Genomic DNA, 24,243 nt, shown 5'->3' on the forward strand with positions numbered 1-24,243 from the left:
GATTATTTTATTTCAGACGCGCAATGGCTCGATAACCAATGTCTTTCCGATAAAAACAACCTTCCCAGCTAATCTTTTCAGCTTTCAAGTAAGCCTTTTTTTGTGCTTCTGCAATATTTTTACCCAATGCCGTAACACATAAAACACGGCCACCTGCGGTTACTACCTCTGTATCCTTGAGAGCGGTTCCCGCATGGAAAACTTTTTCATCAGATTGAGTTTCGTTGAATGGTGCTTCTTGATTCAGGCCAGAGATCACATCACCTTTGGTATAATCAGCCGGATAGCCATTTGCCGCTAACACTACACCCAGCGCAGAGCGGGCATCCCATTCGGATGTTTTTCCATCTAACTGGCCTTTTGCTCCAGCGAGACACAGTTCGACCAAATCAGAGTGCAAGCGCATCATAATTGGTTGGGTTTCAGGATCACCAAAGCGGCAATTAAATTCGATAACTTTCGGCTCGCCTTGTTTGTCAATCATCAAACCTGCATAGAGAAAGCCGACATAGGTATGTCCTTCCGCAGCCATGCCTTCAACTGTCGGATAAATGATTTTCTCCATCACACGCTGGTGGATCTCATCATTTATAACTGGTGCCGGAGAATATGCGCCCATTCCGCCAGTATTTGGCCCTGTGTCTCCATCTCCGACCCGTTTGTGATCCTGGCTGGTTGCCATGGGAACCACATTTTTACCATCTACCATGACAATAAAACTGGCTTCTTCTCCGTCCAGAAATTCTTCAATGACAATCCGATGTCCTGCGTCACCAAATGCATTGCCTGCCAGCATATCTTTAACAGCGTTTTGAGCCTCTTCCATTGTCATGGCGACAACTACACCTTTACCTGCTGCCAGACCATCGGCCTTAATGACAATAGGTGCTCCCATTGTTTCCAGATAAGCGAGAGCGGGTTCAACTTCTGTGAAATTTTGGTAAGCCGCTGTTGGTATATGATGACGTGCGAGAAAATCTTTGGTGAAAGCCTTAGAACCTTCCAGTTGGGCGGCTGCCTGAGTCGGGCCAAAGATTGTCAGCCCTGCCTGTTGAAAAGCATCAACCACACCGATAACCAGAGGGGCTTCTGGCCCTACAATAGTGAGAGCAATATTATGGCTTTGAGCAAAGGCCAATAAACCATCAATATCTGTTGCGGCAATATCTACATTTTTTAGATTCACTTCCAATGCTGTTCCAGCGTTACCCGGTGCGACGTAAACTTGACTTGCCAGCGGAGATTGAGCTGCTTTCCATGCCAGTGCATGTTCCCTTCCGCCACTACCAATAATCAGTATATTCATCAGGTTCTCCTATTATAAAGCTGAGACAGGTTAATGGCGGAAATGACGCATGCCGGTAAAAATCATGGCGATGCCATGCTCATCCGCAGCGGCAATCACTTCATCATCACGTATTGAGCCGCCTGGCTGGATCACACAACTCACTCCCACGGCTGCGGCAGCATCAATACCATCTCGGAACGGGAAAAAAGCATCAGAAGCCATAGCACATCCCTGAACTTCCAGCCCTTCATCGGCTGCCTTAATCCCTGCGATTTTAGCTGAATAAACACGGCTCATCTGGCCTGCGCCAATACCGATTGTCATATTATCTTTGGCATAAACAATGGCATTGGATTTAACAAACTTAGCGACTTTCCAGCAGAATAGCGCATCCTGCATTTCTTGTTCTGTTGGTTGACGTTTAGAAACTACCCGTAACTGATCTTCTGTTACCATGCCTAAATCACGATCCTGTACTAATAAACCGCCATTAACACGTTTGAAATCTACCCCGGCAGCGGGTGAATACCATTCGCCACAGGCCAGAACACGGACATTTTGTTTGTTTGCCAGAATTGGTAAGGCTGCTTCATTAATAGTAGGTGCAATGATGACTTCAACGAACTGACGTTCAATGATGGCTTTGGCAGTATCCGCATCCAATTCACGGTTAAAGGCAATAATTCCACCGAATGCTGAGGTAGGATCAGTTGTGAATGCACGATCATAAGCTGTACGGATATCAGTTCCAATCGCAACGCCACAAGGATTGGCATGTTTGACAATCACGCAAGCAGGTTCGGAAAAGGTTTTCACACACTCCAGAGCGGCATCAGTATCTGCGATATTATTGTAAGAAAGTGCTTTGCCTTGTAGTTGTGTGGCTGTGGCAATAGAAGCTTCTTCTATATTCTCTTCTATATAGAAAGCAGCATCCTGATGGCTATTCTCACCATAACGCATATCTTGCTTCTTGATGAAGTTCAGATTTAGCGTACGAGGGAATTTACCTGACGGTTGGTCGGATTCATCGTGATAAGCAGGAACCAGTTTGCCAAAATAGTTGGCGATCATGCTGTCATAAGCGGCTGTGTGTTCAAATGCTTTAATAGCCAGATCGAAGCGGGTTGATTGGGTCAGAGAATTCTGATGGTTATCCATTTCCTCTATGATCTTGTTGTAATCCTGGCTATTAACAACAATAGCGACATCTTTATGGTTCTTGGCTGCGGAACGAACCATGGTCGGGCCGCCAATATCGATATTCTCCACCGCATCTTCCAGAGAGCAATCCGGCTTCGCGACGGTTTGCGCGAAAGGGTAAAGATTGACGACTACCATATTAATCGGTGCAATCTGGTGTTGCTCCATCACTGCATCATCTTGCCCACGTCGACCAAGAATGCCGCCATGTACTTTAGGATGAAGTGTTTTCACTCGTCCATCCATCATTTCAGGAAAACCAGTATAGTCGGAAACTTCGGTAACATTCAGACCTGCTTCAGCCAGCAGATGTGCAGTTCCCCCTGTTGAAAGCAGTTCGACACCGCGATTGGATAAGGCCTTAGCAAATTCAACAATACCCGCTTTGTCAGAAACACTCAGCAGGGCACGATGGATTGGACGAAGCTGTTGCATTGGTGTGATCCCTTGGATTTCATCAAACAAGAATGTGTTATTGAAAAAATTATGTGGTAATTTTTCAGCTATGATTGTAACGCAAACGTTTGCGTGATGCTCGATAAATTTTATCAAAATATCTATCTGTTAATAACCTTGTGTGTAACTTGGTATAAGTAAGTGTTTTGCTGTGTAATTCAGCAAACGATATTTTTTTTTCAAAAAAACTATTGTCAGCGCCGGAAAACGCCCTATAATGCGCATCCGTTGTCACGACAAACACACAAACCAGTCGGGATGACAAGAGTTGAAAGCCGCGAAAATAAAGGCTTGACACGCTGAGAGGAAAGCGTAAGATACGCCACCTCGCAACCCGGAACGAAAGTTCGGTTGCCCATGCTCTTTAACAAATTAATCAGACAATCTGTGTGGGCACTCGCAGGACACGATCAACGCCGCAAGGCGAAAAAGATTCAAGTCTTGAAGAGTGACTGAAACAGTTAATTCATTGCGATACTGAACAGTGAAATTCTTTGAGCATCAAACACTTTTAATTGAAGAGTTTGATCATGGCTCAGATTGAACGCTGGCGGCAGGCCTAACACATGCAAGTCGGGCGGTAACAGGAAAGGGCTTTTGCACTTTTGCTGACGAGCGGCGGACGGGTGAGTAATGTCTGGGGATCTGCCCGGTAGAGGGGGATAACCACTGGAAACGGTGGCTAATACCGCATAACCTCTTTGGAGCAAAGTGGGGGACCTTCGGGCCTCACGCTATCGGATGAACCCAGATGGGATTAGCTAGTAGGTGGGGTAAGGGCTCACCTAGGCGACGATCCCTAGCTGGTCTGAGAGGATGACCAGCCACACTGGGACTGAGACACGGCCCAGACTCCTACGGGAGGCAGCAGTGGGGAATATTGCACAATGGGCGCAAGCCTGATGCAGCCATGCCGCGTGTATGAAGAAGGCCTTCGGGTTGTAAAGTACTTTCAGCGGGGAGGAAGGCGTGAGTCTGAACAGGGCTCACGATTGACGTTACCCGCAGAAGAAGCACCGGCTAACTCCGTGCCAGCAGCCGCGGTAATACGGAGGGTGCAAGCGTTAATCGGAATTACTGGGCGTAAAGCGCACGCAGGCGGCCAATTAAGTTAGATGTGAAATCCCCGGGCTTAACCCGGGAACGGCATCTAAGACTGGTTGGCTGGAGTCTCGTAGAGGGGGGTAGAATTCCACGTGTAGCGGTGAAATGCGTAGAGATGTGGAGGAATACCGGTGGCGAAGGCGGCCCCCTGGACGAAGACTGACGCTCAGGTGCGAAAGCGTGGGGAGCAAACAGGATTAGATACCCTGGTAGTCCACGCCGTAAACGATGTCGATTTGGAGGTTGTGCCCTTGAGGTGTGGCTTCCGGAGCTAACGCGTTAAATCGACCGCCTGGGGAGTACGGTCGCAAGATTAAAACTCAAATGAATTGACGGGGGCCCGCACAAGCGGTGGAGCATGTGGTTTAATTCGATGCAACGCGAAGAACCTTACCTACTCTTGACATCCACGGAATTTGGCAGAGATGCTGAAGTGCCTTCGGGAACCGTGAGACAGGTGCTGCATGGCTGTCGTCAGCTCGTGTTGTGAAATGTTGGGTTAAGTCCCGCAACGAGCGCAACCCTTATCCTTTGTTGCCAGCACGTGATGGTGGGAACTCAAGGGAGACTGCCGGTGATAAACCGGAGGAAGGTGGGGATGACGTCAAGTCATCATGGCCCAGACGAGTAGGGCTACACACGTGCTACAATGGCGGATACAAAGAGAAGCGACCTCGCGAGAGCAAGCGGAACTCATAAAGTCTGTCGTAGTCCGGATTGGAGTCTGCAACTCGACTCCATGAAGTCGGAATCGCTAGTAATCGTAGATCAGCATGCTACGGTGAATACGTTCCCGGGCCTTGTACACACCGCCCGTCACACCATGGGAGTGGGTGGCAAAAGAAGTCGGTAGCTTAACCTGCGGGGGGGCGCTGACCACTTTGTGACTCATGACTGGGGTGAAGTCGTAACAAGGTAACCGTAGGGGAACCTGCGGTTGGATCACCTCCTTAACCGAATGATGGTAACTTGTGAGTGTTCACACAGATTGTCTGATGAAAGAAAGAGACAGTATCGGCACAGGCTTGTAGCTCAGGTGGTTAGAGCGCACCCCTGATAAGGGTGAGGTCGGTGGTTCAAGTCCACTCAGGCCTACCAATTCTGCTTGTCCTTGGATCTTCAGGCGCTGCGTGACTCGCGTTGAAATCTTCGGTGGCTAAGCGAATTGAGCAGGATGCTGATACATGATATCTGGGGCTATAGCTCAGCTGGGAGAGCGCCTGCCTTGCACGCAGGAGGTCAGCGGTTCGATCCCGCTTAGCTCCACCATTTTATCTGCTCTTAACCTGATTTCAGAATATATTGAGAATCATCAGTGTATTGTGAAATATTTGCTCTTTAACAATCTGGAACAAGCTGAAAATTTGAAACCATCAATAGGGTCATTGACGATATTGATGCGTCTCTCAACATACTCCAATTCGAAGACACCTTCGGGTTGTGAGGTTAAGCGACTAAGCGTACACGGTGGATGCCTAGGCAGTCAGAGGCGATGAAGGACGTGCTAATCTGCGAAAAGCGCCGGTGAGCTGATATGAAGCCCTATTAGCCGGCGATGTCCGAATGGGGAAACCCAGTGCAATCCGTTGCACTATCATTCACTGAATCCATAGGTGAATGAGGCGAACCGGGGGAACTGAAACATCTCAGTACCCCGAGGAAAAGAAATCAACCGAGATTCCCCCAGTAGCGGCGAGCGAACGGGGAGCAGCCCAGAGCCATCAACAATATCAGCGCCAGGAGAACGGTCTGGAAAGGCCGGCAGTAAAGGGTGACAGCCCCGTATCCGAAGGCGCCGGTATTGCGAGCTCGAAGAGTAGGGCGGGACACGTGGTATCCTGTCTGAACATGGGGGGACCATCCTCCAAGGCTAAATACTCCTGACTGACCGATAGTGAACCAGTACCGTGAGGGAAAGGCGAAAAGAACCCCGGCGAGGGGAGTGAAAGAGAACCTGAAACCGTGTACGTACAAGCAGTGGGAGCCCCACCACTAAGCCAGTGGTGAACTCCGCAACGCATCTTTTGTCTGATGCCGGTTGGCGAAGCGACGCGCCGCCCAACCGACAAAATCAGGCAAAGGGGGCTTAGTGGTGGGGTGACTGCGTACCTTTTGTATAATGGGTCAGCGACTTATATTCTGTAGCAAGGTTAACCGTTTAGGGGAGCCGCAGGGAAACCGAGTCTTAACTGGGCGTTAAGTTGCAGGGTATAGACCCGAAACCCGGTGATCTAGCCATGGGCAGGTTGAAGGTTGGGTAACACTAACTGGAGGACCGAACCGACTAATGTTGAAAAATTAGCGGATGACTTGTGGCTGGGGGTGAAAGGCCAATCAAACCGGGAGATAGCTGGTTCTCCCCGAAAGCTATTTAGGTAGCGCCTCGTGAATTCATCTCCGGGGGTAGAGCACTGTTTCGGCTAGGGGGTCATCCCGACTTACCAACCCGATGCAAACTGCGAATACCGGAGAATGTTATCACGGGAGACACACGGCGGGTGCTAACGTCCGTCGTGGAGAGGGAAACAACCCAGACCGCCAGCTAAGGTCCCCAAGTCATGGTTAAGTGGGAAACGAAGTGGGAAGGCTCAGACAGCCAGGATGTTGGCTTAGAAGCAGCCATCATTTAAAGAAAGCGTAATAGCTCACTGGTCGAGTCGGCCTGCGCGGAAGATGTAACGGGGCTAAACCATGCACCGAAGCTGCGGCAGCGATATGAATATATTGTTGGGTAGGGGAGCGTTCTGTAAGCCGGTGAAGGCGGGTCGTGAGGCCTGCTGGAGGTATCAGAAGTGCGAATGCTGACATAAGTAACGATAAAGCGGGTGAAAAACCCGCTCGCCGGAAGACCAAGGGTTCCTGTCCAACGTTAATCGGGGCAGGGTGAGTCGACCCCTAAGGCGAGGCCGAAAGGCGTAGTCGATGGGAAACAGGTTAATAGTCCTGTACTCGGTGTTACTGCGAAGGGGGGACGGAGAAGGCTAGGCCGGCCGGGCGACGGTTTGTCCCGGTTGAAGCGTGTAGGTGGGGTGACCTGGCAAATCCGGTCATCCATAACACTGAGGCGTGATAACGAGCCACTACGGTGGTGAAGTGGTTGATGCCCTGCTTCCAGGAAAAGCCTCTAAGCATCAGGTAACATTGAATCGTACCCCAAACCGACACAGGTGGTCAGGTAGAGAATACTCAGGCGCTTGAGAGAACTCGGGTGAAGGAACTAGGCAAAATGGTGCCGTAACTTCGGGAGAAGGCACGCTGGCATTAAGTGAAGGGCCGTGCGCCCGGAGCTGAAGCCAGTCGCAGAGACCAGCTGGCTGCAACTGTTTAATAAAAACACAGCACTGTGCCAACACGAAAGTGGACGTATACGGTGTGACGCCTGCCCGGTGCTGGAAGGTTAATTGATGGGGTTAGCGGCAACGCGACGCTCCTGATCGAAGCCCCAGTAAACGGCGGCCGTAACTATAACGGTCCTAAGGTAGCGAAATTCCTTGTCGGGTAAGTTCCGACCTGCACGAATGGCGTAATGATGGCCAGGCTGTCTCCACCCGAGACTCAGTGAAATTGAACTCGCTGTGAAGATGCAGTGTACCCGCGGCAAGACGGAAAGACCCCGTGAACCTTTACTATAGCTTGACACTGAACATGGAGCCTTGATGTGTAGGATAGGTGGGAGGCTTTGAAGTGTGGACGCCAGTCTGCATGGAGCCATCCTTGAAATACCACCCTTGAATGTTTGATGTTCTAACGTGGGCCCGTTATCCGGGTTGCGGACAGTGTCTGGTGGGTAGTTTGACTGGGGCGGTCTCCTCCCAAAGCGTAACGGAGGAGCACGAAGGTTGGCTAATCACGGTCGGACATCGTGAGGTTAGTGCAAAGGCATAAGCCAGCTTGACTGCGAGCGTGACGGCGCGAGCAGGTACGAAAGTAGGTCTTAGTGATCCGGTGGTTCTGTATGGAAGGGCCATCGCTCAACGGATAAAAGGTACTCCGGGGATAACAGGCTGATACCGCCCAAGAGTTCATATCGACGGCGGTGTTTGGCACCTCGATGTCGGCTCATCACATCCTGGGGCTGAAGTAGGTCCCAAGGGTACGGCTGTTCGCCGTTTAAAGTGGTACGCGAGCTGGGTTTAGAACGTCGTGAGACAGTTCGGTCCCTATCTGCCGTGGGCGCTGGAAGATTGAAAGGGGCTGCTCCTAGTACGAGAGGACCGGAGTGGACGCACCACTGGTGTTCGGGTTGTCATGCCAATGGCATTGCCCGGTAGCTACGTGCGGCAGAGATAACCGCTGAAAGCATCTAAGCGGGAAACTTGCCTTAAGATGAGTCTTCCCTTGTCCCAGAGAGGACACATAAGGAACGTTCGAGACGAGGACGTGGATAGGCCGGGTGTGTAAGCGTAGCGATACGTTGAGCTAACCGGTACTAATGCTCCGAGAGGCTTAACCTGACAACACCGAAGGTGTTTTGGGGCAGAGAGACGAAAAAAGTTTCAGAGAAAGACACATAGCGTCATCAGCTTGTTCGGGATTGAATACAGGATTTGTCTGGCGGCAATAGCGCGGTGGTCCCACCTGACCCCATGCCGAACTCAGCAGTGAAACGCCGGCGCGCCGATGGTAGTGTGGGGTCTCCCCATGTGAGAGTAGGGCACTGCCAGACATTCATTTAGTCAGAGAAGCCATCCGTCACCGGATGGCTTTTTTGCGTTTGGGGATAATAGTTTATTTTTTCAATTTTTATCCGTTATTTTTGCGAGAATAAGCAGCTAATACGGTTCTTTCTGATAAATCCAGATAATCTTCCATTTTCTGCGTCGCTAATTCTGTCTGACCTGAATCCAGAAGCTCTAGAATATATGCATTCTTATCGACATAAGGAGCATATAGCAGTTCTGGTTCATTCAAAAGGCCAAAAGCTAAACGAAGTTCTGCCGAAATATTGCGGTAGAATGTCATTAATCTTTCACTGTCGGTTAGTTCTACGATAGCGGCATGGAAACGCATATTGGCTGTACCAACTCCGACCCAATCTTGCTGATTTTGACATTGCCGGGCATTTGCTACTGCTTCCCGCATTTTGGTAACAGCAGGATGCATAGGGTATGCCTGTGCAAGTGCTTGGCATTCAATCAGTTTTCTGACTCGATAGATATCAATAATTGACGCAATATCAGGTATTGCTACAAACACACCTCGATTGGGTTGGTGTTTTAATAAACCTTCTTGAGTAAGAGTACGGAATACTTCCCGTAAAGTATTGCGGGAAATTTCAAGTTGTTCACTTAGGATTGCTTCTGATAAACGTTGTCCGGGTAATAATTCCCCGATAACCAGTTTATTTCTTATGATTTCTGCAATTTTCTTACTCAAGATTTGAGGAGAACTCTCTCTTTTCATAGTTATCCATTAGGTGTAGCTGAGAAAAGTGCCTTTGGTGTTCAAAAGTTAATCTTCACATATTCTTGGATAACCAGCAAGTTACGATTATTTGCTTAATATAAGATGACATGATTCTTTTCATCCTAATTCTAAGATTGTGTATTTCAATATTGTCTACCTCAATATTACGTGCTTGAGAATTTGGTCGGGAATATGAATAAAGTGATCTCTGTTGGATTTTTACACTATATAGACTAATTTTATTTGATTATTTTCTCGTCAGAAATTATCTATTGTTCAACAACATGACAATGATGATTTAACAATATGATAAATGTAATCGATTTAAACAGTGATCTCGGAGAGAGTTTTGGACAGTGGAGGATGGGAAATGATGAGGAAATGCTGGGGATTGTCAGCAGTGCAAATGTTGCCTGTGGCTTTCACGCAGGTGATCCAGCAGGAATTTTGCAGACACTGAAATTAGCGAAGGAAAATCAGATCGTTATTGGGGCTCATGTTTCTTATCCTGATTTAGTTGGTTTTGGCCGTCGTAATATGGATCTTGCCAGTGATGAACTTACCGCAGATGTGATTTATCAGATTGGTGCTTTGCAAGGGCTGGCTACATCAATAGGAACAACAGTCAGTTATGTAAAACCACACGGTGCGCTTTATAACACGATAGCTAATGATAAACAGCAGGCTCTGGCGGTTATTGAGGGCATATTGGCAATTAACCCAAATCTTGCATTGATGGGATTGGCTGGCTCAAATATCCTCCGGCTGGCGCAAGAAAAAGGTCTGAAAACTATCTCTGAGGCTTTTGCAGATCGTGCCTACACATCGAAAGGAGAATTGGTTTCCCGTCGTGAAGAAGGTGCTGTATTGCATGATGCTAACTATGTTGCACAGCGTATGTTGCAGTTAGTAACAGAGGGAGGAGTGGGATCTATTGATGGAAAATTCACCCCTATTGAAGCAGATTCTATTTGTGTACATGGTGATAGCTTAGGTGCGCTGGATATGGCCCGACAGATAAAAATTGTCCTGCAACAGGCAGGGATCACCATTCGATCATTTCTCCATTCATAACCACATAGATTAAATATTTCAGGAGATAGCTTTGCGTTTTTTACCTGTTAATTTTAATTCCATTATGGTTGAACTCAGTGGATTGACAGAAACACTGATGTTGTTTGATTCGCTGAATATGACACCGATCCCTGGGATTGAAGAGACTATTCCGGCGGCAAGAACTTTAATGATCCGTTTTCACCCGATGACAATTTCAGTTTATCAATTGGTAGATGAGATTCAGAATCGAAGTCTGCAAACATGCCGCTATGTGAGTGGAAAACAGATTGAGATCCCAGTGTGCTATAACGGTGAAGACTTAGCTGCTGTTGCTGAAATGCTAGGAACCTCAGTACAGGACGTTATACGCCAACACACCGAAAATGAATATATGGTGGCTTTTACTGGATTTGCGCCTGGTTTTGCTTACATGGTTTCGGATATTGCACAATGGAATATTCCACGTCGTAAAACACCAAGAACACGTATTCCCGCGGGCACAGTTGCTTTGGCGGGGGAGTTCAGTGGCATTTATCCTCAGGCAAGTCCCGGAGGTTGGCAACTGCTTGGTATTACCAATGAACGCATGTGGGATCTTTCGCGCCCTGAACCTGCTTTATTACAACCGGGTAATCGTGTCAGTTTCCGAAATGTTGAACGAGGTATTGTAACGGTAAGTTTGCCTGAAAAATCGTCTATTACTGATGACACTTTTGCTGAAATATCTCCAAAGGGAAATTTTTGTTCTCTGGAAATATTATCTGTCGGACTACAAACATTATTCCAGGATTTAGGGCGTTTGGGAAAATCAGGGTTGGGGATATCGGCATCTGGTGCCATGGATAAAAGTGCTTTGCGTAGTGCAAATCGTATCGTTGGTAACTCTTCTGATCAAGCATGTTTGGAAATAGTACAAGGGGGATTTAAAGCTGTCGTCCGAGGGAAAATAATTATTGGGGTTACTGGAGCTTTCTGTCCAATTCGAATCAAAACCCCGCAAGGGGAAATTTTGCATGTAAACCCTTACCAACCTATTGATTTAAATGATGGAGATGAAATCACATTAGGAATACCCAATGCGGGAATGCGCTCTTATCTGGCTGTCAGAGGGGGTTTTATTATTCCTGAAGTACTGGGCAGTCGTTCATTTGACACGCTGTCTAATATTGGCCCTGTACCAATAAAATCTGACGATAGATTGGTCGTAGGAGAAACATCTCATTGTGCAGCAGTATCTGTTTCTGAAACACCTGCATTCGTAATGCCAAATAAAGATGACGTTGTGATATTGGATATATTCCTCGGCCCTCGTACTGACTGGTTTGAGCAGACATCAATTGATTTGTTACGAAACCAAATCTGGCAGGTAACTCCACAATCCAACAGGATTGGTTTGAGGCTAAATGGTGAGTACGCACTATCACGTATTAAGCACGAAGAGTTACCAAGTGAAGGAACTTGCCGTGGTGCGATACAAATTCCGGCCAGTGGGCAGCCAGTATTGTTTCTGGCAGATCATCCTGTGACAGGTGGATATCCTGTTATTGCTTCTGTGGCACATTATCACCTTGATCTTGCTGGTCAGATTCCGATCAATGGTAAAATTCAATTTAATCCCATCAATCAATTCCACGAAATCCAGGGGAGTAAATAGCGGCAATGAACGCGACTGTAAACAATGTAAAAAAGACTACAAATAAGGTATTGATTGCCAATCGTGGTGAAATTGCTGTTCGCATCATTCGTGCTTGTCGTGACTATGGCATACAAACGGTAGCTGTTTATGCAGATTCTGATTTTGATGCACAACACGTACAATTAGCAGATGAAACGTACGCTTTAGCAGGAAACAGACCTACAGAAACCTATCTTAATATTCCACGCTTACTGGAGATCGCAAAGCAAGCTCAGGCAACGATGATCCATCCCGGATACGGTTTTTTGTCTGAGCGAGCGGAATTTGCCCGTGCTGTTATCGATGCAGGATTGATTTGGATTGGCCCTGATCCTGACACAATTGACGAGTTGGGAAATAAAGTTAAGGCACGTAAAATTGCCCGGCAAGTTGGTGCTCCTTTGGTGACAGGAACCACAGAGCCTGTCAAAGATGTGCAGGAAGTGGTTGCTTTTGCCGAGGAACATGGCTTGCCTATTGCTATTAAAGCTGCATTTGGTGGTGGAGGTCGTGGTTTGAAAGTGGCTTGGCGACGAGATGAAGTTGAAGAACTTTACTATTCCGCAGTACGTGAGGCAACAGCAGCTTTTGGGCGGGGGGAATGTTTTATTGAACAGTTCCTGAATAAACCGCGTCATATTGAAGCGCAGGTGATTGCAGATAAATACGGCAATATCGTTGTGGTTGGCACCCGTGATTGTTCCTTGCAGCGTCGGAATCAGAAACTGGTAGAAGAAGCTCCGGCTCCCTTTTTAACTCAGCAGCAACGAGAACGCATTCATCAAGCGGCAAAAGAGATTTGTGCGGCAACCCATTATGTCGGAGCGGGGACGGTCGAGTTTTTACTTAGTGCTAATGGTACGCTCTCTTTTTTAGAAGTGAATACTCGCTTACAAGTTGAGCATCCCGTTACGGAAGAAACAACAGGGATTGATTTGGTTATTGAACAGTTGAGGATTGCAGAAGGTTATCCGTTAAGCATCCAAGAAACGCCTGCACCAAGAGGGCATTCGTTTGAATTTCGCATCAATGCGGAAGATGCAGGAAAAGGTTTTTTGCCCACATCTGGTACTATCACAGAGTTTCTCCCGCCTTCTGGTCCTGGTATTCGTCTGGACTCCGGTGTAATGAGTGGTTCTACAGTCCCCGCTACTTTTGATTCATTGATGGCAAAACTGATCGTCACAGGAACAACACGTGAGCAGGCTCTTGCCCGTGCACGTCGGGCATTACAAGAATTTAAAATCAGCGGAGTAGCATCAGTTTTACCTTTCCACCGGGCTGTAATCGAACATTCTGATTTTGTCTCAGGGGATAATTTCAACGTTCATACCCGTTGGATTGAAACGGATTTTGCCAATAAACTGGAAGCTTCGCTCCGTCAGATCCCTGCTGAGGATAAAAATATCACCCGCACTTATATTGAAATTGATGGTCGCAGGTGTGAACTGGGTTTGCCATCGGCTCTGTTAGCGGGATTAGCCCACTCATTACCTGCTAATGGGCAGCAATTGCTTCATCCGATAACGGAGGAAGCCGAACCAAAAGATCCCCGTCAGGTAAAGGCATCTATTTCCGGCATCCTGCATTCCTGGTTGGTTCAGGAAGGGGAACAAGTAAATGAAGGTGATGTGATTGCCGTGATGGAAGCCATGAAAATGGAGGTACAGATCAGTGCACATTGTTCAGGGAAAATCACATTCTGTGCTCAGGCAGGGAATTATCAGGATGCAGAAAGCATTTTGGCTAACATAGAATAGTAAAAATCAAAGGGGAGGGGACAAATTGTTCCCTTTAAGCTTTATTAAACTGGCGAAACAGGATGTCATTAGTAAAGCATTATGGCTCCTGATAGCGCCTTAGTCAGGCTCTTTATCGTCATCAACTTCTTCATTCTATTCAATAAATAAACCTGCCTTTGTGGACTCAGATCGTCAACAAATCTTCGCTAAGAGCTAAGAATAGTGGGATTTGTTGGGATCTTATTCCGAATTTAAATAGTTAAAATAAATGATAATAACTTAAGGTTATTTACATTTCCTATAGAAATATAAATAATAATGATTCTCAATCATGTTTTAACTGAAAATGTATGTCTAAAATTACCAAAATTTACGCAAGCCTGGCTAAAAGTGGCCTGTGTGTTCCTTTGATGTCAGCATCAATGTTGACAGTCGCTATTTCTACTAACGCACTAGCCAACACCGAAGGGTCAACCAAAAAATCGATGTCAACTGGCGATACACTCGTTGTTATTGCAGGTAACAATGCAGAACAAGAGAGTGGGAAAGTCAACCGTAACGAAATTAAAGTCAGACAGGCACAAAGTGTCGGTGAGATCTTAAAGAATGTACCGGGCGTTCAAGCGGGTCATCCTAGCGCTTTAGGGCAGCGTTTTAAAATCCGTGGCATGGATGATCAATTCATAAACGTAACGGTTGATGGTGCACGACAAGAGGGATATCACTTCCATCATGCAGGGAACTACGGTATAGACCCTGAAATGCTGAAGCAAGTTGATATCAGTGTTGGTACTAACAGTATTACCTATGATACCGGAGCCCTTGGCGGTGCATTAAAATTTGAAACTGTTGATGCGGGTGATTTATTGGAGCCGGGCCAATTATTTGGCACAAAAGGCAAATTAAGCTATGTCAGTAATGGTTCTGAGTTCCAGCAATCTTTAGCAACTTATGGCAGAGTAGGATCAGTTGATTTATTAGGCTATTTTAACCATCGTAATATGAATGATGCTGAATCGGGCAGAGATAGCCGCGGAAGAGACTCAATTCCTACCGATGGGAAACTGGTTAATTATTTATTAAAAGCAAAATTCAATCTGACTGATGAGCAGTACATTAATGTATCAAAAGAACATTATCAGAATGATGCAGATACTAATTTCAGATTGAATTTTGGTTCGGATATCAATAAAGGGAAAAAAGGAAAATACGCTTTAGAGCGTGATGCTTATAATCTCACTTACAGATATGTACCCGTCGATAATGATTTCATTGACTTAAAAATTTCTGCCTATCACACAGAACAAAACTTCAATCATATGAGGGAAGTAGGTGGACCTGGAAAAGGATTTGACAGTATTGTTGAAACCCAGGGTATTAGGGCTCGTAATGTCTCTAATTTTGATACCTGGAAGCTATCCCATGTTTTAACTTATGGGTATGAATATTTTGATACCAGAATGGCATATACTGATGTCTCAGAAAATGTACACAAAAAAGCTGTAGAAACAGGAAAGTCATCATCTGTTTATTTGGAAGATGATATTCAAATTGCTGATTTCCATTTCATACCGGGTATCAGATGGGATCATTATAAATACAACACCATTAATAAAAACCATGAGCCTTTTGAGAGAACTTATGCTCGTTTTTCAAAAGCACTTGGTTTGAAATACGAACTTGGCACGTCAACCACATTATTTGCTAATTACACCGAGCTCTTCAGAGGGCCGTTGGGCAAAGAAATCGGTTTGGGGCCAAGTAATCACAATGCTAACTTGAAAGCGACAACAGGGTACAACTTAGAAACTGGCGTAGCGGGAACGTATCCTGGTGTTTTTGCTGAAAATGATTCATTCACTGTAATCGGTAAAGTATTCCAGACCAATTTTAAAGACCTGTCTACGACTTTAGCTAAGAGAACACTGCACAACATCCCGAAATCCAGATTGGAAGGGTTCGAATTAGCGACCAAATATAAACTGGATAACTGGTCCTTAAGAGCGACTTACGCCAAAGCGAATAATAAAATTATGCAAGGTAATGAGTTGTTTGACAGGAGAGTGGAGTTTACTCCAACCATTGGTGATTCTTTCACCATTGGAGGGAGCTACTTGTTTGATAAAACTGATATTGAACTCGGATGGAATTCCCGATTTGTCCGTTCAGCAGACGCGAAAGGAACAGATAGTGGTAAGATTGTAAATGTACATAAATCAGGCTATGGCGTCAGTGATGTGTATATTTCCTGGGCACCGAAAACTGGCTCATTTAAAAATACAGAGATCCAGCTCGGTATCGATAACGTCTTCGATAAACGTTATAACGAACAGTCTTACTATCTGAATACTTATAAAGGACAAGAAGAGAAAGGCCGCACATATAAAGCGACAATTTCTTACAAGTTCTAATCCTTATACGTTCTAAGGAATGAGCCTTAATTTATAGTAAAGAAGTCTGCGGATTAACCGCAGACTTTTCTCCTTAAGCACCTTCCAGCTATATATCTTTTAACTGCAATATAATTCCAACGACGATAACTTTCCAACTACAGCGTAAAAACCCCAATCAAGGCAACCACAGTCAGAATCGCGGCGGCACCATAAAACACCCATTGACTGACGGGAATGTGAATTTTCAGATCGTGTATACCGTGATGAATACGGTGCAAACCACACCACAGTGGCAGGCTGATCATCAGCAGTAAGAAAATGCGGCCAATAAAACTCTGGCAAAATGTCAGAATACGTTCATAAGAAAGTGCTTCCGGTGCCAGTTCCAGTGGCAGCAAAATACCCAGTAGCAGGATAATTGCAGGCCCAACAATGGCACTCCACATACCACCTGCACCAAACAGGCCCCAGAAAATCGGTTCATTGGAACGTTTTGGTACTTGATTCATCAAATCCTCCTTGGGGGGTTAGGCTTGGGGTTAGAATAGTGCTACACCGAGAATCACGGCACTGGCAATGATAGTGGTTGCCCACAGTAGTTTGACAATCGGTCCCGGTGGCATTTTTTCATTTTTGACAATGATATTGAGCGCTTTGGGAGCCAGCTCAAACCACGTTTTGGTGTGCAATAGTGCAGCCAGCAGGGTGATAACATTAATCAGCAATACCAGCGGATTTTGCAGGAAAGAGACAAACCCTGCCCAATTTTCGGGGCCGCCTTTCAAAGCGAACAGGCCATAAAGCACTAAGATACTGAACCAAACGGCAGGAATAGCTGTCCCTTCACGCAGCATATAGAATCGATAGAATCCCAGTTTATGCCACCAATTAGGCTCCATGCCACGTACATAAGGTTTACGTTTTGTTGCCATTATTCTTTCCTCCCTTATTATGGTTTCAGCATAGAGATAATGAAATCTTTGGCACTTTCTGCTTTGCTTTGTTGAATTGCACCCGCTGGATCAACATGCTTCGGGCAAACTTCAGAGCAATAACCGACGAACGTACAAGACCAGACGCCATTATCGCTGTTGATCTGTGGCATACGCTCTTTTTGGCCGTGATCCCGATTATCAAGATTATAGCGGTGCGCCAGTGTGACTGCGGCAGGGCCGATAAATTCAGGATTCAGGCCAAACTGCGGGCAAGCTGCGTAGCACAGGCCACAGTTGATACAGCCGGAGAATTGATGATACTTTGCCATCTGTGCCGGAGTTTGCACATTCGGGCCATCAGAGGGTTTGCGCTCATTACCGATAATATAAGGTTTGATAGCTTCCAGACTCTCAATAAAGTACGTCATATCCACAACTAAATCCCGTTCAATCGGGAAATTCCCTAATGCTTCAACCTTCAGACCTTGCGGATAATCACGCAGGAAAGTCTTACAGGCCAATTTTGGTACGCGGTTCACCATCATGCCGCAGGAACCACAGATTGCCATACGGCAAGACCAGCGGTAAGACAGATCAGGGGCCAGATTATCCTTAATATAGCCTAAGGCATCCAACAGAGAAGTCTGCTCATCGTAGGGCACTTCGTAAGTTGCGAAATATGGTTCATTATCGATTTCTGGGTTATAGCGCATGACTTCCATTTTCAGTTTTTTCATCTCAGTCATTCGCTTGCTCCTCCTGTTTTTTCTCTTGTGCGGCAGCTTCACCGCCATAGACCCGTTTTGCTGGTTGGGATTTAGTGATCTTCACATCACTGTATTCCAAATGTGGGGCACCTTCCGGGTTATAGAAAGCCAGTGTATGTTTCAGGAAGTTCTCATCATCACGTTCTGTGCAGCCTGTATCAAGGCGCTGGTGAGCGCCGCGGGACTCTTTACGGTTCATGGCCGAGTGAGCCATACATTCAGCGACATCCAGACCAAATCCCAGTTCAATGGTATAGAGCAGATCAGTATTGAATACACTGGAGCGGTCACTGATTTGGATGTGTTTAACACGCTCTTTCAGTTCAGCAATCTTATCAATCGTCTTCTGCATTAACTCAGGAGTACGATAGATACCGCAACCTTCTTCCATTGAGGTTCCTAACTCATCGCGGATCTTCGCGCAGTTTTCATTACCTTGCTGATTCAGCAGTTTATTGAGTTTAGCTTCGATATCGCGGGTTTGCGCATCCAGTGCATTTTCATTGGCGCATGTAGCTTCCTGAGCACGTTTAACAGCCTCTTCACCCGCCAGACGACCGAAGACCACCAGTTCTGCCAGTGAGTTAGATCCGAGGCGGTTGGCACCATGCAACCCGACAGAAGAACACTCCCCAATGGCAAACAGCCCTTTGACACGGGTTTCACATTGTTGATTGGTTTCGATTCCGCCCATCGTGTAATGCGCTGTCGGGCGAACGGGGATCGGTTCTTTGACTGGATCAACACCTACATACGCTTTGGCTAATTCACAGATAAATGGCAAACGTTCGAGTAATTTTTTCTCTCCCAGATGACGCAGATCCAGATGCACAACATCACCACGTGGTGTTGCAATGGTTCGGCCTGCTCGCCATTCATGCCAGAATGCCTGAGAAACTTTGTCGCGTGGCCCCAGTTCCATATATTTATTTTCGGGATGGCCGAGTGGAGTTTCTGGCCCCAAACCGTAATCCTGTAGATAGCGGTAGCCATCTTTGTTAACCAGGATCCCTCCCTCACCCCGGCAGCCTTCGGTCATTAGGATCCCTGATCCCGGTAAACCGGTTGGGTGATACTGTACAAATTCCATATCACGCAATGGAATACCGTGGCGGAACGCCATACCCATGCCATCGCCTGTCACAATGCCACCATTGGTGTTGTAGCGATATACTCGTCCGGCACCACCAGTAGCCATAATGACCGCATTTGCGCGAATTTGAACTTTGCTTCCTTCCATCATATTCAAGGCGACTAAACCACGCGCTTGACCTTCATCAACCAAAATATCGAGGACAAAATGCTCATCAAAACGCTGGATTTGAGGATATTTGAGCGAGGTTTGAAATAGTGTATGCAGCATGTGAAAGCCGGTTTTATCGGCAGCAAACCATGTGCGTTCAATTTTCATACCGCCAAAACGACGAACATTGATAGAACCATCTTCTTTACGGCTCCATGGGCAGCCCCATTGCTCCAACTGGATCATTTCCGTTGGACAATGTTTGACAAAATACTCAACCACATCCTGTTCACATAGCCAATCGCCACCAGACACTGTGTCATTGAAATGAAAATCATAGGAGTCATGAGATTGAGTGACAGCGGCTGATCCACCTTCCGCGGCGACGGTGTGGCTGCGCATAGGATACACTTTGGAAATCAGGGCAATTTTAAGTTGGGGATTAGTTTCAGCCGCAGCGATAGCTGCTCGTAGACCTGCGCCACCGGCTCCGATAATGACTAGATCAGCATTGAAGGTTTGCACAGCGCTTCTCCATTTTGTTTAAGTGAGGGTTCAAACTAAATAAATCAAAAATCAGTTAAAGGAACCGTTATGTTATTACTCATCTTTTTCTCTATTTTTGCTATGCTGAAGTAATATTTATCTTTATTTATCAATGTATTATTCGTAATGATGTTATGAATGATTTTCTATACTTTAACGAGAGAAGTTCACTATCTGTTATTTTTTGTATGGTTTAATTATAGCGAATAGTGTCGGGGGGAAATTTGATATGAATGCGTATTTTGTGTGATTTTCCTTGCAAAACGTGAGCTGAGACAGGTTTTTTACTTATTGACATGATGTATGCGATGATGAAAAATAATTTATCAAATTTTTTGATAAAAGTAAGATATAAACAACACATTGCTGTAATTAATGACGATTTTATTTTTAAAAAAATTATCAGGCAGAATATTAACTGAGAAAAAAATACTTATCAAATAAGACATTTAATAATAATGTATGTCCGAATTATATTTTTAGGGTAAGTTTTATATATGAGTTTTTTAAATGGAAATATGGAATTAAATATAAATATTGTTTTATTTTGATAATGTGAATTGCGTGATTTTTTCATTAATCAGTGATGTCAAATATTTTCTTTGACATATCAAGAATCATCATCTAACTTTTATATATAACTTTTGATTAGGATTTGTCTTCTTTGGGGCACATTTAATAAGTTATCAATTTTATGCTTATCCGAAGTTTAGATTGGTAAAAAGGGAATGTAATATACTCTATTGAATAGGAGTGAAAAAATTTTTGTATAATCATAAGTTAATATTTTTATCTCTATTCTATATAGGGATTTAGCATCAATTTAAAATAGGGATTTTTTTTCACTTAATTGATGATTATATTCTGATGATATTGTGATTTTCAATTCAGAGTTAGATCTCTACTGAATTTTTTTGTATTTTTTATGTAAATAATTATCTAAAGGAATAATCATATGAATATCAAAGATAAATCAGCATCAGTCAATACATTAACAGATGGTGAGGTATTTTACGACGTAAAAATTCTTAGGTTGCAGATTTTCGGTCTGGAAGACAGAAGCAGTGGTGTTAGGATCACAGTCCATCATGAGCAGTATGGTGTTCTTTTTTATGCACTTGCAGCTCCTAATCAGGAGATAGGCGGAATTGCAATATATATGGGGTTATTGGAGGCTTTACTCAAAAGAGCTGTAGTAAGAATAAAAGCTACCGGATATCATGGTGAACCAGAAGTTGGTTTAATTTCAGGTGTTACATTTGGTACAGTGTAAAAAACAATCTTGACTAATTCACTTTTAAGAAATTTATTAATAATTGAAAATTAGTTAAAGGAGTAATAACATGAGCAGCAATGATAAATCAGTATCAAATAAGATACGAGAAGATGATGATACAACTATTCACAATGTAAAAATTGTTGGAGTAGAGGCTGATGTTTTATTTAGTAATATTGAAATAAAGTTTGTTGATTCACAAGGGTTTCATTTTGATAAATTTTATTTATCATATCCTGAACACCGTATAAGTGGAGAAGGAATATATATTACATTACTGTTAGCTTTAAACAATTCATTTCTTGTATCATTAAAACTCACCAAAGCGACTTATCCAGCAGAATTTCGTTACATATCTGGTGTTAAGGTTGAAATTCCGGGTGTAATACCTGATCCTCATGCTCCTTGGAATTAAGATGAAAAACGTTTTTCTACTTTCTACTTTCTTTGACTCCAATAGAATCTTCTGGCATTTGGACATGGATGTTCATATTATTCAATGAAATTACAATGAAAGTTTAAAATTTATATTTTATTATCTTCCATGCAGAGGTTAGAGAAATTCTGGCCATTTGTATTGCCGAGAATAATTACTCACCAATTTCATGTTGAAAATTTGTCTGGCGAGCGGGATGCGGGTAAACTGCGCGTTTTGTTTTATCTTGGAGTCATTGGAACATGAACAAAGTTGCGGATTGGCAGCCAACTGCCCCTATTGCCAACCTGTTGAAAAGGTCAGAGATTCTGGCAGAAATACGGTGCTTTTTCGCAGATCGCGGGGTGTTGGAGGTTGAAACACCTGCCATGAGTCAAGCGACCGTCACTGACGTCCACCTTGTTCCTTTCCAGACACGATTTGTTGGGCCTGGTGCGGCGGATGGTTTGCCCCTGTACCTGATGACCAGCCCTGAATATCACATGAAACGTCTGTTGGCAGCAGGCAGCGGTTCTATTTATCAGATGGGAAAAAGTTTCCGTAATGAAGAAGCGGGGCGTCACCATAATCCTGAATTCACCATGCTGGAGTGGTATCGTCCGCATTACGATATGTATCGTTTGATGAATGAAGTGGATGATCTATTGCAGCAAATTCTGGATTGTGAAAGTGCTGAATCTCTTTCTTATCAGCAGGCATTTATCCGTTATTTGGGTGTTGATCCTCTGACTGCAAGCAAGGAAAAACTGCGTGAAATCGCGGCAAAACTTGATCTCAGCAATATCGCTGATCGTGAAGAAGATCGGGATACCTTGTTGCAATTGCTTTTTACCATGGGAGTTGAAACGCACATTGGGATTGAGAAGCCGACGTTTATCTACCATTTCCCTGCATCCCAGGCGGCACTGGCAGAAATCAGTAAAGAAGATCACCGTGTTGCCCAGCGCTTTGAAGTTTATTTCAAGGGCATGGAATTAGCGAACGGTTTCCGTGAACTGACAGACAGCAAAGAGCAGCGCCTGCGTTTCGAGCAGGATAACCGGAAACGTGAAGTAATGGGGTTACCTGTACAGCCGATTGATGAGTACCTGCTTGAAGCGTTGGCTCATGGTATGCCGGAATGTGCCGGAGTTGCATTGGGAGTTGATCGCCTGATTATGTTGGCACTAGGTGCAGAGAGGATCAGCGAAGTGATCGCATTTCCAGTGGGAATCTCTTAACCTGAACTTCATTGAGTATAAAGGGGACATTAAAGTTGCCCCCTTTTTTCATGGTGATATTGATTACTGATGTTCGTGATGTTTTTCCAGGAATTTCACGGCTAAATCAGGGAAGTCGGTGAATGCACCATCAACATTCGCTTTGTCAAAAACGATATCAAACAATTGATTTCCGCTGGTGGCATATTTTGGCAGTTGGTCAATACGGATAGTGTATGGATGTACCACCAGATGGCTGGCGTGAGCTTCTTTCACCATACCAGTCAATTTAATGTTGTCTGGTGTAGAATCACTGGCGATCAGCATATGGTAATCAGGGCCAATACCGTCAGCATATTTTGCCACTTCTTTCATTGCGCCCGGTTTAAACATCCAGTCATAACTGTAGTTCTGCCACGTGCCATCTGTTTTTTGCTCGTAGGTTTCATTCCAGTCAGTGTAAGCAATCAGCTGAACAAGTTTCAGATCCATCCCCAATTTTGGTTCCAGCTCATTTTTGATGCGTTTCAGCTCATTGGCATCAAAACATTGCAAATAGACTTTATCGCTCTTTTTGGTATAGCCATATTGTTTTAGGACTTCCAATACCTTAGTTGTGATGTCTTTTCCTGCCTGACGATGGAACCATGGAGCTTTGATCTCAGGATAAATACCGATATCCTTTCCGGTAGATTTGTTCAGACCTTGAATAAATTCCAGTTCTTCCTGAAAAGTGTGAATACGAAAATCCGATTTTCCCATTGGAAAACGGCCAGGATAGCTTTGTACTTTTTTGCCATCCTTAATATCAAAACCTTCAGTAAATTTCAGTGACTTAATTTCTGGCAAAGTAAAGTCGATGGCATAATAGCGTCCGTCAGTACGAGCGCGGTTTGGGAAACGTTCTGCGACATCCGTTACGCGATCAAGATAATGGTCGTGCAGTACAATAAGTTGATCATCTTTAGTCATAACCAAATCTTGCTCAAGGTAATCCGCTCCTTGCGCATAGGCCATTGCTTTGGCGGGTAATGTGTGTTCAGGCAAATAACCGCTGGCACCACGGTGGGCGATAACAATTTTATCTGTTGCAGCATATGCAATACCTGACATTGATGATGCTAATAAAATACCTGCCATAATTGCCTTAATAGGGGTTTGCATTGGAGTTCTCCATTTATTCTAATAGAAAATCTTGAATAAAAAATGATGTTACTTACCACTGTACTGATTTTTCGTCAAAGGCCAGAAAAATAAGGGGAATTCATGCCAATTCTTTATATAAAATAAAGAAATAACACATTCCTAAATATTGATTTTATCAGTGGTATGTCACAATTTTATGACACAAAAATTTTTTCTCCAGGTTCTGTTTATACCTAACCCTGTTTTATCTGTTATTAAAGGAACAGAAACATAAGATGGAATTGTGTTTTGTATTCAAATAATAATTTTAAATGATGTAAACAGACATTGTTTAGATTGAAAGTTTTTAGGGTGTTTATCTCAGAAAATGAA

At 44.7% G+C, this 24,243-nt stretch carries 15 protein-coding genes, 2 tRNA genes and 3 rRNA genes; 12 read left to right on the forward strand and 8 right to left on the reverse strand.

Annotation, left to right across the window (positions count from 1 at the left end; translation table 11 throughout):
- Positions 1 to 7: 7 nt before the first annotated feature.
- Together purD and purH are read right to left on the reverse strand one after the other, a co-directional pair.
- The gene (gene purD, locus BDD26_RS07565) at positions 8 to 1,306 is read right to left on the reverse strand and encodes a phosphoribosylamine--glycine ligase (protein ID WP_115826079.1); all 1,299 of its coding nucleotides are present in this window, start codon (positions 1,304 to 1,306) and stop codon (positions 8 to 10) included.
- Positions 1,307 to 1,336: 30 nt separating this feature from the next.
- Positions 1,337 to 2,926: a bifunctional phosphoribosylaminoimidazolecarboxamide formyltransferase/IMP cyclohydrolase gene (purH, locus tag BDD26_RS07570; protein ID WP_038260667.1), complete on the reverse strand. Its 1,590-nt coding sequence runs from the start codon at positions 2,924 to 2,926 to the stop codon at positions 1,337 to 1,339.
- A 533-nt stretch (positions 2,927 to 3,459) separates the two neighbouring features.
- Between purH and BDD26_RS07575 the strand changes: the two genes are divergently transcribed.
- From BDD26_RS07575 to rrf, 5 genes are all read left to right on the forward strand, one after another.
- Positions 3,460 to 5,004, forward strand: a 16S ribosomal RNA gene (locus tag BDD26_RS07575).
- A 68-nt stretch (positions 5,005 to 5,072) separates the two neighbouring features.
- A tRNA-Ile gene (locus tag BDD26_RS07580) sits at positions 5,073 to 5,149 on the forward strand.
- Positions 5,150 to 5,244: 95 nt separating this feature from the next.
- Positions 5,245 to 5,320, forward strand: a tRNA-Ala gene (locus BDD26_RS07585).
- A 175-nt stretch (positions 5,321 to 5,495) separates the two neighbouring features.
- A 23S ribosomal RNA gene (locus tag BDD26_RS07590) occupies positions 5,496 to 8,505 on the forward strand.
- Positions 8,506 to 8,601: 96 nt separating this feature from the next.
- Positions 8,602 to 8,717 (forward strand): 5S ribosomal RNA (rrf, locus tag BDD26_RS07595).
- Together the 16S, 23S and 5S rRNA genes with 2 tRNA genes alongside form the textbook arrangement of a ribosomal RNA operon.
- Positions 8,718 to 8,794: 77 nt before the next feature.
- On the opposite strand, the gene BDD26_RS07600 is transcribed toward rrf, so the two are convergent.
- Positions 8,795 to 9,454 carry a GntR family transcriptional regulator gene (locus BDD26_RS07600; RefSeq protein WP_038265304.1) on the reverse strand — a complete coding sequence of 220 codons (660 nt, stop codon included), beginning with the start codon at positions 9,452 to 9,454 and terminating at the stop codon, positions 8,795 to 8,797.
- A 309-nt stretch (positions 9,455 to 9,763) separates the two neighbouring features.
- Here BDD26_RS07600 and BDD26_RS07605 point away from each other — a divergent pair, with 309 nt between their 5' ends.
- From BDD26_RS07605 to BDD26_RS07620, 4 genes are all read left to right on the forward strand, one after another.
- Positions 9,764 to 10,531: a LamB/YcsF family protein gene (locus BDD26_RS07605; RefSeq protein WP_115826081.1), complete on the forward strand. Its 768-nt coding sequence runs from the start codon at positions 9,764 to 9,766 to the stop codon at positions 10,529 to 10,531.
- Positions 10,532 to 10,562: 31 nt separating this feature from the next.
- Positions 10,563 to 12,167, forward strand: coding sequence for a 5-oxoprolinase subunit B/C family protein (locus BDD26_RS07610; protein ID WP_115826083.1), 1,605 nt, complete (start codon positions 10,563 to 10,565; stop codon positions 12,165 to 12,167).
- A gap of 5 nt (positions 12,168 to 12,172) precedes the next feature.
- Complete coding sequence (locus BDD26_RS07615) at positions 12,173 to 13,948, forward strand: acetyl/propionyl/methylcrotonyl-CoA carboxylase subunit alpha (protein WP_115826085.1); 1,776 nt, start codon at positions 12,173 to 12,175, stop codon at positions 13,946 to 13,948.
- A 332-nt stretch (positions 13,949 to 14,280) separates the two neighbouring features.
- Positions 14,281 to 16,341 (forward strand): TonB-dependent receptor domain-containing protein, encoded by a 2,061-nt coding sequence (locus BDD26_RS07620; RefSeq protein WP_115826087.1) that lies wholly within the window; start codon positions 14,281 to 14,283, stop codon positions 16,339 to 16,341.
- Positions 16,342 to 16,478: 137 nt separating this feature from the next.
- Here BDD26_RS07620 and frdD read toward each other — a convergent pair whose 3' ends face one another.
- Genes frdD through frdA form a run of 4 tightly spaced genes read right to left on the reverse strand, consistent with a single transcriptional unit; the run spans position 16,479 to position 19,793 of the window.
- Positions 16,479 to 16,832, reverse strand: a complete 354-nt coding sequence (frdD, locus tag BDD26_RS07625) for a fumarate reductase subunit FrdD (protein WP_038265322.1) — start codon at positions 16,830 to 16,832, stop codon at positions 16,479 to 16,481.
- 30 nt (positions 16,833 to 16,862) lie between these two features.
- Positions 16,863 to 17,255 carry a fumarate reductase subunit FrdC gene (frdC, locus tag BDD26_RS07630; protein ID WP_038265325.1) on the reverse strand — a complete coding sequence of 131 codons (393 nt, stop codon included), beginning with the start codon at positions 17,253 to 17,255 and terminating at the stop codon, positions 16,863 to 16,865.
- A gap of 17 nt (positions 17,256 to 17,272) precedes the next feature.
- Positions 17,273 to 18,004, reverse strand: coding sequence for a succinate dehydrogenase/fumarate reductase iron-sulfur subunit (locus BDD26_RS07635; RefSeq protein WP_115826089.1), 732 nt, complete (start codon positions 18,002 to 18,004; stop codon positions 17,273 to 17,275).
- Positions 17,997 to 19,793: a fumarate reductase (quinol) flavoprotein subunit gene (frdA, locus tag BDD26_RS07640; protein WP_115826091.1), complete on the reverse strand. Its 1,797-nt coding sequence runs from the start codon at positions 19,791 to 19,793 to the stop codon at positions 17,997 to 17,999. The genes BDD26_RS07635 and frdA overlap by 8 nt, the downstream gene beginning before the upstream one ends.
- A 976-nt stretch (positions 19,794 to 20,769) precedes the next feature.
- On the opposite strand from frdA, the gene BDD26_RS07645 reads away from it, so the two are divergent.
- From BDD26_RS07645 to epmA, 3 genes are all read left to right on the forward strand, one after another.
- Positions 20,770 to 21,087 carry a hypothetical protein gene (locus tag BDD26_RS07645; RefSeq protein ID WP_115826093.1) on the forward strand — a complete coding sequence of 106 codons (318 nt, stop codon included), beginning with the start codon at positions 20,770 to 20,772 and terminating at the stop codon, positions 21,085 to 21,087.
- 70 nt (positions 21,088 to 21,157) lie between these two features.
- Positions 21,158 to 21,505 (forward strand): hypothetical protein, encoded by a 348-nt coding sequence (locus BDD26_RS07650; RefSeq protein WP_038260654.1) that lies wholly within the window; start codon positions 21,158 to 21,160, stop codon positions 21,503 to 21,505.
- A 263-nt stretch (positions 21,506 to 21,768) separates the two neighbouring features.
- Positions 21,769 to 22,746: an elongation factor P--(R)-beta-lysine ligase gene (epmA, locus tag BDD26_RS07655; protein WP_115826095.1), complete on the forward strand. Its 978-nt coding sequence runs from the start codon at positions 21,769 to 21,771 to the stop codon at positions 22,744 to 22,746.
- A gap of 63 nt (positions 22,747 to 22,809) precedes the next feature.
- Here epmA and glpQ read toward each other — a convergent pair whose 3' ends face one another.
- Positions 22,810 to 23,889, reverse strand: a complete 1,080-nt coding sequence (gene glpQ, locus BDD26_RS07660; protein WP_115826097.1) for a glycerophosphodiester phosphodiesterase — start codon at positions 23,887 to 23,889, stop codon at positions 22,810 to 22,812.
- Positions 23,890 to 24,243 lie beyond the last annotated feature (354 nt).

Origin of the sequence: Xenorhabdus cabanillasii (assembly GCF_003386665.1) — a bacterium.
Lineage (GTDB): Bacteria > Pseudomonadota > Gammaproteobacteria > Enterobacterales > Enterobacteriaceae > Xenorhabdus > Xenorhabdus cabanillasii.

What these genes read in the sequence shown, in the direction of transcription:
- BDD26_RS07635 (WP_115826089.1), bottom strand. Translation starts at nt 18,004, where the DNA reads ATGACTGAGATGAAAAAACTGAAAATGGAAGTCATGCGCTATAACCCA.
- purH (WP_038260667.1), bottom strand. Translation starts at nt 2,926, where the DNA reads ATGCAACAGCTTCGTCCAATCCATCGTGCCCTGCTGAGTGTTTCTGAC.
- BDD26_RS07620 (WP_115826087.1), top strand. Translation starts at nt 14,281, where the DNA reads ATGTCTAAAATTACCAAAATTTACGCAAGCCTGGCTAAAAGTGGCCTG.
- BDD26_RS07650 (WP_038260654.1), top strand. Translation starts at nt 21,158, where the DNA reads ATGAGCAGCAATGATAAATCAGTATCAAATAAGATACGAGAAGATGAT.
- epmA (WP_115826095.1), top strand. Translation starts at nt 21,769, where the DNA reads ATGAACAAAGTTGCGGATTGGCAGCCAACTGCCCCTATTGCCAACCTG.
- BDD26_RS07600 (WP_038265304.1), bottom strand. Translation starts at nt 9,454, where the DNA reads ATGAAAAGAGAGAGTTCTCCTCAAATCTTGAGTAAGAAAATTGCAGAA.
- glpQ (WP_115826097.1), bottom strand. Translation starts at nt 23,889, where the DNA reads ATGCAAACCCCTATTAAGGCAATTATGGCAGGTATTTTATTAGCATCA.
- purD (WP_115826079.1), bottom strand. Translation starts at nt 1,306, where the DNA reads ATGAATATACTGATTATTGGTAGTGGCGGAAGGGAACATGCACTGGCA.
- BDD26_RS07605 (WP_115826081.1), top strand. Translation starts at nt 9,764, where the DNA reads ATGATAAATGTAATCGATTTAAACAGTGATCTCGGAGAGAGTTTTGGA.
- BDD26_RS07645 (WP_115826093.1), top strand. Translation starts at nt 20,770, where the DNA reads ATGAATATCAAAGATAAATCAGCATCAGTCAATACATTAACAGATGGT.
- BDD26_RS07615 (WP_115826085.1), top strand. Translation starts at nt 12,173, where the DNA reads ATGAACGCGACTGTAAACAATGTAAAAAAGACTACAAATAAGGTATTG.
- frdC (WP_038265325.1), bottom strand. Translation starts at nt 17,255, where the DNA reads ATGGCAACAAAACGTAAACCTTATGTACGTGGCATGGAGCCTAATTGG.
- frdD (WP_038265322.1), bottom strand. Translation starts at nt 16,832, where the DNA reads ATGAATCAAGTACCAAAACGTTCCAATGAACCGATTTTCTGGGGCCTG.